Genomic DNA, 7,307 nt, shown 5'->3' with positions numbered 1-7,307 from the left:
CCTTTCAATTTCTGACGACACATAATTTTCCCATTTTGATTGTTTCCAAATGGTGGGTTTTAAAATTTGTATTACGTTGTAAAAAATTAACTCACTATTAGTTTGCGAAGCTAGTTGCATCGCAAAGCGTATTCCTGCTTTTGAGTTTGTTGAAAAATCAGTGGTAACGAGTATTTTTTTCATTAGGATATATTTTAAAGGTTATTATTCTAAAAACGTATGTATTAAATTCAGTTCGTTTATATATTCTGATTTGATTTTATTAAAATTGATTTTTGAAGCACAATAGTATTTGGTATTGTAATAATTTCATCTTCCTTGTTTTTAATGTATAAAAAGAAATAAGTGATGTTTTGAATAACTCCTTCAATTGGTTGATCGGTATCGATAATCTTTATATAATCACCAATTTTTAATGGATGGTTAAAAAATAAAATCAAACTCGATGTCACATTGGACAGTATTGACCATTGTGCAAAAAAAGCAATTCCTAAAACTGTTAATATTGATGTTATAAATACTAACAATTCATCCTGCTTAACGCCCCAAATGGCTAGAAGTATTATTGCTACAATTAATGCCGAAAAAAAATTAATGGCTTTTACTGTTATTTTTCTTCGGTCGCGATGAAAGTTGAATTTTTTTAGTGCATCATTTATTATTTTGTTGTTTACAAATTTTATTATGATAAAAACGATTACTACTATTATTGTTTCAATGATTTTAATATCCATTTTATTTTACTGAATTTTATAGAACAATTTTACTTTTGCGACCACCTGATTTAAAGTCATACTATCGGCGGTTTCAACCGCTTTTAGCCTAGCTACTAATTCAAGATTGTTTTCGATTATGTTTTTTAATTTTAATTTCATTTCGGCTGGACCAAAAACATAAAATGCATCATCTTTCTTTATTTGATTAATTACATTTTTTAGAAAATCATTTGTTTGATGTTTCTTTTTTTCGTCGAATTTCTTTTCGTTGTTTATATGTCCATTTCCCATAAATAAACCTTTGTTGCCTTCATTATTGTGATGAACGCTGTTTTCAATTTCGGAGTTTATTTCTGTGCTGTTTTCTTTTCCATCTATCAATGCAACAATTATTGCTTTTGAAGTGTCGATCCAAATTCCTGTTTGTGTTTTCATATTTTTTTTTAGTTTTTATAATTCAAATTCTTGCCCCATCAAAGGCACAACACATTCAAACCCATATTTTTCATTTATTTTTATCCGCAATTCGTCGGCTGGAATATTTTCGCCGTGAACCAAGAATACTTTTTTTGGCTTGTTCTCTAATTCCGATAGCCAATTGAGTAAATCTTGTTGGTCGCCGTGAGCCGATAATCCTTCTATTTCAAGAATATTGGCTTTTACTTCATAATATTTTCCGTGAATTTTGATGTCTTTTGCTCCTTCTAATAGTTTTCGTCCACGAGTTCCTTCGGCTTGATAGCCAATTATGATAACGGTTGTTTCTGGCAAACCAATATAACGTTCTAAATAGCTCAAAACACGACCGCCAGTAATCATACCGCTTGCAGCAATGACCACTTTGGGTTGTTTGTCATAAATAGCCGTTATTGTGTCTTTGTAATCGGAAATCATTGTAAACATTTTGCACATTTCGACACATTCATTTGGTGAAAGCTTGTGCCATTTGCTGTTGTTTTCAAAAACATCTAACACTTTTATTCCCATTGGGGTATCTATAATATAAGGGATATTTGGAATTCTTCCTTCTACTTTGAGTTGCCAAAGCAAGTACATTACGGTTTGAGCACGCTCAACGGCAAAACTAGGGATTATGATTGTTCCGCCCTTATTGACCGTATTATTGATGTAAGTTTCAAGTTCAAGTTTAGTATCTGTTTGAGGGTGAATTCTATTGCCATAAGTGCTTTCTAAAAAAATATAGTCGGCTTTTTTGGGTTTTGTTGGAGCATACATTAACACATCGTCATCACGACCAATATCTCCAGAGAAGACTAATTTTTTATTTTCAAGTATTAATTCTATTGTACAAGCTCCGATAATATGACCTGCATTTGTAAATATGGCATAAATTTCGGCATCGAGATTTACAACTTCGTTGGTTTTTAAAACTCTAAAAAGAGGAAAAACTTTTTCGGCTTGTTCTACTGTATAAAGTGGTTCTGCAATTTCGTGTTTAGAATAGCGTTCCTTGTTGGCTTTATTGGCTTCTTCTTCTTGAATTTTGGCACTGTCTAATAATATCAATTTTGCAATAGCTGCGGTTGGACTTGTACAGTAAATTTTTCCTTTAAATCCTTGGTTAACTAATCGTGGCAACCAGCCACAATGATCTAAATGACCGTGAGTTAGCAATACAAAATCAATTGTTGATGGTAAAACAGGTAAAGGTTCCCAGTTGAGCTCTCGCAAGGGTTTTATTCCTTGAAAAAGACCACAATCTACAAGAATTGTAATTCCGTTGCTTTCTATTAGTGTTTTTGAACCAGTTACTGTTCCTGCGCCACCGATGAATTTTATTTTCATTTTTTTATTGGTTAGTCTGTTATAAATTTATTGTTGTTAAAGGCATTTACACAATTCAGAAACTTCTTTTAGCACGTTTTTTATTCTAATGCTACTTAATCCTATTTTTTCGAGACTTTTAGCATTGTTGATTAATTCTTTGACCAAAATCACATCTAAAATCAATAATCTATCTTTTTCTGAAATAGATAGTGTTGTTAAACAAGTAATAGGATAAAGATGGTTATTGTCGTTTTTTGTTTTCAAATTATTTCCTTCGGGATAATTCCAACTTAATAAATGCAAGCCAGAACATTTAGCAAAAGTGATGGCATCGGTTGTAAAACGATTGTTTGTTGCAATCCAACATTCAGATATAATTTCATTTTTCTCGAATAAGGCTAACTTTTTGTTTTTTAAATCGTTAAATCGAGATAGAATATATAATGGCACTTTTACATCAGAATTAGCATCTTTGCCCATACTTAACTTGCATTCTATCATTGAAATAAGGTTGTTTTTTTTAATCAAAACATCTATTTCGTGGGAAACACATTTGCCTTGTAAGATTAGATTAGTCTTTATTTTATAATTTTCTGATGCAAAAACACGAGCAATATATTTTTCAAAGAAAAAACCTGCTGGACCGAGTAACCTAATTCCTTCCTTCAAATTGTATCGAGCAGCATTGGCATTAGATACTTTCTTTAATAAACTAAAAGCTAATTTGAAAATTTTTTTACTTGGAATTCCTTCATAGATTTCCCTTTCAATCACCTGTAAAACATCATCAACGACATATTTGTTTGCACCCGACCTCAAGAGTGATTGCTTGAGTTTATCTTTGTCAAAATCGACCATTAACCCTGATTGTTTTATGATTTTCATATGCTTAAATTATATTACTTAAAAGTAGTTAAAAATAACGTCAAGTACTGTAACAATTGGCACATTGCTTGATGTTGAATTATATTTGGTTTATGTTTTCTATTCGTGTAATACCAAAATAGGAATGTTACAATTGTAAGACATTTTTTGAGACAAACTAGAACTGAATAACGCTTCAAAGAAATTTCGTTTGTATGTAATCATTGCTAAAACATCAATTCCTTGAAATCTAATAAAATCAAGAATTGTTTCTTTCACATCTTCGCTTGGTAAAATAAAAAAACTAACCGGGTCATTTTTGAAATGGTTCTTCCAATCGGCAAAAGTAGCTTCGGTATTGTCGGTTTCTTTGGTTTTTACATATAAGCATTTTACTTTGGCATTTGTCTTTTTGGCAATACTTATTACTTGTTTTAAAGCACTTTTATCTTTTTCTCTAAAACGAGTAGTAAAACCAATAGTTTCAATTTTTTCGAATTTAGCATCTACAGGAACGCTTAAAATAGGAACATTTACTGCTGTAATAACTTCTCCGGTATTAGTACCTACAAACATTTCCTTCCATCCAGTTGCTCCAGATGTTCCCATAACAACAAAGTCAATTTTATCAGTTTCAATGCTTTCCTCAATATTATGAAGTAAATTACCATGCATTAAACAATGTGTCATATTTATATGGCTCAAATTTTGTTCATCTGCAATTGCTCGAAGTTTGGGTAACTCATCTTTAAATTGTTCAAATTTTGATAATTCCAATGTATCAAAAGTTTCTTTATAATTTTCAGGATAAAAGACATTATCTACTAAATGTAATTCGAATGAATGTAACAAAATAAGCTCACCTTTAACAATTTTTGCGAGTTCTAAAGCGTGTACAAAGGCATTAGTTGCTGTTTCAGAAAAATCTGTTGGGAAAAGAATTTTTTTCATAATAAAGAAGTTAATGATTAACATTATAAAGTTACCTTTTAATACACTTCGCTTATATGATAATTGTCACATTGATGAGAATATAACATTAAATTAACATTTAAATAGGGTTTTTAATTAAAAACATGAATTATTAAATGTCATAGTTTAATTGAAAACGTATTCGAATTAGTGCCAATTAGAGATTTAGAAAAAACTACAGATTGTGAAATAGAGTTTCTTTTTAGCTATTTATTTAGAAAAATTCCTTTCTAGTTTTTTTTAATCTTTCTTCTAATGAATTTATGCTAAAAAAATAATCAATAGGAATAATTAACCTATGTTTAATTTATTTCCTTTCTCAACACTAATAAATTTCTCTCTCAAAACCATCATATCCTCACTTACTTTTTTGTCGAGAATTTTTGCATAGTGTTGGGTAGTTTGTATGTTTTTATGCCCCAGCATTTTACTCACGGTTTCAATAGGAACACCATTTGTAAGTGTTACCGATGTTGCGAAAGTGTGTCGAGCCATATAAAAGGTTAAATCTTTTTGAATGCCGCAACGTCTGCAATTTCCTTTAAATAACTATTCATTTTCTGATTACTTAAAACTTTTTTTAAAAGGAGTCTTGAGATGTTATTGTTCATTAAAGGAGGTTTCAATTCACTATTTTTAGCTTTACAAATAGTTTTTATTTAAGATTTTTAATCTAATAAGTTAAAGAGCGAAACCCGCTTACTTTACTGGAAAATCCGGTCAAATTGACCACCTATTTCCGGAGCAAACTGACCACCCTAAAATTACTAATTTTTTCATGTTGTGAACCATACATTCGTTAAAAAAATACGGATTATGGTAAACAAGATAACAGACATGAGTAAAATTAGAAAAGTCATTAAATTTCATTGTAGTGGAAAGAGTAATTTGTTTATTAGCAATTACCTTTCGCTATCGAGAAACACGGTAAAGAAGTACATTTCTTTGTACAAAGTATTAGAATTAAGTCTTGAAACTATTGAACTGAAGACAGATACTGAGCTGGAATTATTGTTTTCCAATAGCACTTTACAACCGATTAATCCAAAACTGCAAAAGCTTTACGACTATTTTCCGAAAATGGAGCGGGAACTGAAAAAAGTAGGGGTTACAATTCAACACATGTGGGAGCTCTACATTGCAGCAAACCCAGACGGTTTAAGGAGTTCGCAATTTAACGTTCATTATAAAACCTGGAGTAATCGAGTAAATCCGGTGATGCACATGCATCACAAAGCGGGTGATAAAATGTATGTGGATTATGCCGGAAAAACGCTCTCTGTCATTGATAAAACTACAGGTGAAATCAAAGAAGTACAATTTTTTGTTGCCATATTAGGTGCCAGCCAATACACCTATGCTGAGGCTTCTTTAAGTCAACAAAAAGAAGATTTTGTGAGCTCAGTGGAAAACGCCATGCGTTATTTTGGCGGTACTCCAGCAGCTATTGTGCCGGACAATTTAAAGTCTGCCGTTATTAAAAGTAGTCGATTTGAGCCAACCATTAACGAAACTTTAGCGGACTTAGCAGAGCATTATGAAACTACCATTTTGCCTGCCAGAGCCTACAAGCCAAGAGATAAGTCTTTAGTTGAAGGAGCTGTGAAAATATTGTATAGAAGGATTTATGTAAATCTGAAAGAAAGGACATTCTACAGTCTTGATGAGCTCAATGACCAGATATGGAGCCTATTGGACATTCATAATCACAGGAAACTTACTGCAAGACCTTACTCTCGTTTTGAACTCTTTATTGAAGACGAGAAAGACAAACTTCAACCATTACCACAAGAGCGTTTTGAAATAAAATACCAATCTTTTGCAACGGTTATGCAAAATGGCCATGTGCAATTGAGTCAGGATAAAAATTACTACAGCGTTCCCTACCAGTATTTACGAAAGAAGGTTAAGCTTCTGTATACAAAATCCACCGTTGAAGTGTATTACAAGTACAATCGGATAGCTACACACCAAAGAAATTACAAGCCTTACATGTATACCACAAATTCGGAACATCTGGCAAGTACACACCAGTTTGTAGCTGATTGGAGTGCTACTCGTTTTATAGATTGGGCCACTGATATTGACAGTGCTGTCGCGGAATTTATCATAAAAATCATTGACAGCAGAAATCACCCGGAGCAGGCATTTAAAAGTTGTTTAGGAATACTCTCCTACGAGAAGAAGGTGGGCAGGGTACGATTGATAAATGCCTGTAAAAGAGCTCTTGATTTTAAAATTTACAACTTCAAAACCATACAGAATATTTTAGAAAACAACTTAGACACCATTGATGCTGAGCAGGAACAAGACCTTAATCAGGAACTGCCGGAACATAGAAACATTAGAGGAAAACACTATTATGAATAATTTAAATCAAATAAATATGAATGAATCAACAGAAACCAAAATGAAACAAATGAAGCTCTATGGAATGCATAGTGCTTTTAAAACAGCCATTGAAAGCGGAAAAACAGATCATTACACCATTGACCAATTTGCATCAATGATTATTGATGCCGAATGGGATGAGAGACATAACAGGCGTATTGAGAGAAGTATCAAAAATGCCCGGTTCCATTACAAATCCAATATTGAAAACATCTATTTTGAAGAATCACGTAATCTTGACAGAACCTTAGTCTTTAGACTGGCAGAATGTGAATTTGTAGAAAAAAACGAAAACATTTTAATCACTGGAAGTACTGGTGTGGGTAAAAGCTATTTAGGAACCGCATTAGGGTACCAGGCCTGTATACAAGGGTATAAAGTAAGTTATTTTAATACATCAAAATTGTTTGCTAAGTTAAAAATGGCAAAAGCAGATGGTTCCTATTTGAGAGAACTTGCCAAAATAGAAAGACAGGATGTTATAATACTGGATGATTTTGGACTACAGGCACTCGATAGCCAGAACAGAATCACACTCTTGGAGATTATCGAAGACAGACACAATAATGGCTCAAT

8 protein-coding genes and 1 pseudogene are annotated in these 7,307 nt (G+C 32.3%); 2 read left to right on the top strand and 7 right to left on the bottom strand.

Features of this window, described 5'->3' with window-relative positions; genetic code table 11:
* The 7 genes and pseudogenes from ACH2BO_RS07460 to ACH2BO_RS07430 all read right to left on the bottom strand — a co-directional run.
* On the bottom strand, nt 1-183 hold a 183-nt coding region (locus ACH2BO_RS07460; RefSeq protein WP_395044124.1), incomplete at its 3' end, for a universal stress protein.
* A gap of 56 nt (nt 184-239) precedes the next feature.
* Nucleotides 240-734, bottom strand: a complete 495-nt coding sequence (locus tag ACH2BO_RS07455) for a mechanosensitive ion channel domain-containing protein (protein WP_395044123.1) — start codon at nt 732-734, stop codon at nt 240-242.
* Nucleotides 735-740: 6 nt separating this feature from the next.
* Nucleotides 741-1,151: a hypothetical protein gene (locus tag ACH2BO_RS07450; RefSeq protein ID WP_395044122.1), complete on the bottom strand. Its 411-nt coding sequence runs from the start codon at nt 1,149-1,151 to the stop codon at nt 741-743.
* A 15-nt stretch (nt 1,152-1,166) separates the two neighbouring features.
* Complete coding sequence (locus ACH2BO_RS07445; protein ID WP_395044121.1) at nt 1,167-2,522, bottom strand: MBL fold metallo-hydrolase RNA specificity domain-containing protein; 1,356 nt, start codon at nt 2,520-2,522, stop codon at nt 1,167-1,169.
* A 36-nt stretch (nt 2,523-2,558) separates the two neighbouring features.
* A complete protein-coding gene (locus ACH2BO_RS07440; protein ID WP_395044120.1) occupies nt 2,559-3,389 on the bottom strand; it encodes a hypothetical protein in 831 nt (276 codons plus the stop codon).
* A 99-nt stretch (nt 3,390-3,488) separates the two neighbouring features.
* Nucleotides 3,489-4,319 (bottom strand): universal stress protein, encoded by an 831-nt coding sequence (locus tag ACH2BO_RS07435; RefSeq protein ID WP_395044119.1) that lies wholly within the window; start codon nt 4,317-4,319, stop codon nt 3,489-3,491.
* A gap of 312 nt (nt 4,320-4,631) precedes the next feature.
* Nucleotides 4,632-4,942 (bottom strand): annotated as a pseudogene (locus tag ACH2BO_RS07430) (tyrosine-type recombinase/integrase); the annotation flags it as partial.
* 214 nt (nt 4,943-5,156) lie between these two features.
* Between ACH2BO_RS07430 and istA the strand changes: the two are divergent.
* Nucleotides 5,157-6,710, top strand: a complete 1,554-nt coding sequence (gene istA, locus ACH2BO_RS07425) for an IS21 family transposase (RefSeq protein ID WP_395044118.1) — start codon at nt 5,157-5,159, stop codon at nt 6,708-6,710.
* Nucleotides 6,703-7,307, top strand: a 605-nt coding sequence (locus ACH2BO_RS07420; protein ID WP_395044117.1) for an ATP-binding protein, incomplete at its 3' end; no start/stop codon positions are given. The genes istA and ACH2BO_RS07420, both read left to right, overlap by 8 nt.

The organism is Flavobacterium sp., from assembly GCF_043773265.1.
In the GTDB taxonomy this organism is placed as follows: domain Bacteria; phylum Bacteroidota; class Bacteroidia; order Flavobacteriales; family Flavobacteriaceae; genus Flavobacterium.
Note: the sequence above shows the minus strand (reverse complement) of the source record. Positions and strands in the feature narration are given on the sequence as shown.